The organism is Holdemania sp. 1001302B_160321_E10 (assembly GCF_015552275.1).
Taxonomy (GTDB): domain Bacteria; phylum Bacillota_I; class Bacilli_A; order Erysipelotrichales; family Erysipelotrichaceae; genus Holdemania.
In genome coordinates this window covers 2,547-4,438 of sequence record NZ_JADNEM010000060.1, presented here as the reverse complement: position 1 = coordinate 4,438, position 1,892 = coordinate 2,547, and the positions used below count along the sequence as shown (strand labels likewise).

General features: G+C 52.9%; 3 protein-coding genes. All 3 read left to right on the top strand.

All coding sequences use genetic code 11. The features are described from left to right. Positions 1-355 precede the first annotated feature (355 nt). Positions 356-769, top strand: a complete 414-nt coding sequence (locus I2D94_RS17845) for a cysteine-rich VLP domain-containing protein (protein ID WP_002588751.1) — start codon at positions 356-358, stop codon at positions 767-769. A 111-nt stretch (positions 770-880) separates the two neighbouring features. Further along, positions 881-1,276: a replication initiator protein A gene (locus I2D94_RS17840; protein WP_002588752.1), complete on the top strand. Its 396-nt coding sequence runs from the start codon at positions 881-883 to the stop codon at positions 1,274-1,276. Between the two features lie 182 nt (positions 1,277-1,458). Then, positions 1,459-1,892 (top strand): MobV family relaxase (gene mobV / locus I2D94_RS17835; RefSeq protein ID WP_195397879.1); only part of this gene is annotated, 434 nt, incomplete at its 3' end.

Sequence of the window (1,892 nt, the reverse complement as noted above, 5' to 3'; positions counted from 1 at the left end):
GTTCCGGGTAAAGCCATAGATACGCACCTCCTCCGCATACTTCCATTATACAGAATGATTGCAAAAATGCAATTTCCAAAGTGTAAACTTCATCAAAATGCAATTCTCGCAAAATTCCGGGAATTGCATTTTTTTCGTGTAGACTTAGGGTAGTTCATCGATGGACGGCACCTTGAAAACAGAATGACCGTCCGAAAAGGAATACCCCGGCTGGGGAAGCACCGCAAGGAGTCGGACTTCGGGACAAAATGTCCCGAAGTTGCGAGGAGCGTGCCAACGCCGGAACACGCCGCAGGAATGGGGCAGGAAACCTTTTCGGGGAGAACGGCAACGGAAAGCAAAATGGAGGGAACGCATGAGAGATAACCCCTATAAAGACTTGCCGCCGCTGGAACGCAGGCCGGACGGTTCCCTTTACCGCATGACCCCGGCGCAGAGAAAACAGGCGGCCAGCCTGATACGCCGGGAGTGCTGTTGCTGTGAGGACGGCAACTGCATTGTCCTTGACGATGGGGACACCTGCACCTGTCCGCAGACGATTTCTTTCTCGGTCTGCTGTAAGTGGTTCCGCTGGGCGGTCTTGCCGCTGGACGGGACGCTGGAAGCGGAGATTTTCCGGGATAAGGACTTGAAACGCTGTGAGGTCTGCGGCGGTGTGTTCGTCCCCAAATCCAACCGGGCAAAATACTGCCCCGGCTGTGCCGCCAGAGTTCACAGGCGGCAGAAAACAGAAAGTGAACGGAAAAGGAGGTCTGCTGTGGACAGTTAGGAGCGAAAAAAGCCTTGATTTATCAGGCTTCGCAAGCCCCAAACCGGGGCTGGTGGTATAAAGTATCGCCCGCCCCGGAAAACGGGCTTCTAACCGTCCACAAAACGCACTATGACAAATACCATCTATATCCATCAGCCGGAAAAGGCGTTCAGCTTCACCCGGCTCCCGAATTTCCTCTTTGAAGCCCCCACATTCAAGCCCTTGTCTAACGAGGCAAAGGTTCTGTACGCCTTTATCCTGCGCCGGACAGAGTTATCCCGCAAGAATGGGTGGGCGGATGATTGCGGACGGATTTATCTGTACTATCCCATCTGCGAGGTGGTTGACCTGCTCCACTGTGGGCGGCAGAAAGCGGTAAACACCCTGCGGGAACTGCAATACGCCGGGCTGGTGGAGATCCAGAAGCAGGGCTGTGGAAAACCCAACCGCATTTTCCCAAAATCCTATGAAGCGGTTCCAAACACCGACTTCAAGAAATCCGGTTCTGGTACGCCGGAGGGCTGAAAACCGTACTTATGAAGTGAGGAAATCACTCCCCGGAAGTACGAAAACCGGACGGTATATAGAAATACAAAGATAAAAAGATTGATTTATATTCTATCCATTCCAATCCTATCCGAGCTATTTTCTGCGGGATTTTCCCTGTGGAAAACCCCGGATAGGAAAGGAATGGGGAAAGGAGCAGAATGGCACAACACGCAATTTTGCGGTTTGAGAAGCACAAGGGCAACCCGGCAAGGCCGCTGGAAGCCCATCACGAAAGACAGAAAGAACAATACGCCAGCAACCCCGACATTGACACAAGCCGGAGCAAGTACAACTTTCATATCGTCAAGCCAGAGGGCAGGTACTATCATTTCATTCAAAACCGCATTGAACAGGCCGGGTGCCGAACCCGCAAGGACAGCACACGGTTTGTCGATACGCTGGTAACTGCCAGCCCGGAGTTTTTCAAGGGGAAATCCCCAAAGGAGATACAGGCGTTTTTCCAGAGGGCGGCGGACTTCCTCATTGGCCGGGTAGGACGGGAAAATATCGTGTCGGCGGTGGTACACATGGACGAGAAAACGCCCCACCTGCATTTGACCTTTGTTCCGCTGACAAAGGACAACCGCCTGTG

Coding starts and splice junctions, on each gene's coding strand:
- I2D94_RS17845 (WP_002588751.1), top strand. CDS start 356: ATGAGAGATAACCCCTATAAAGACTTGCCGCCGCTGGAACGCAGGCCG.
- I2D94_RS17840 (WP_002588752.1), top strand. CDS start 881: ATGACAAATACCATCTATATCCATCAGCCGGAAAAGGCGTTCAGCTTC.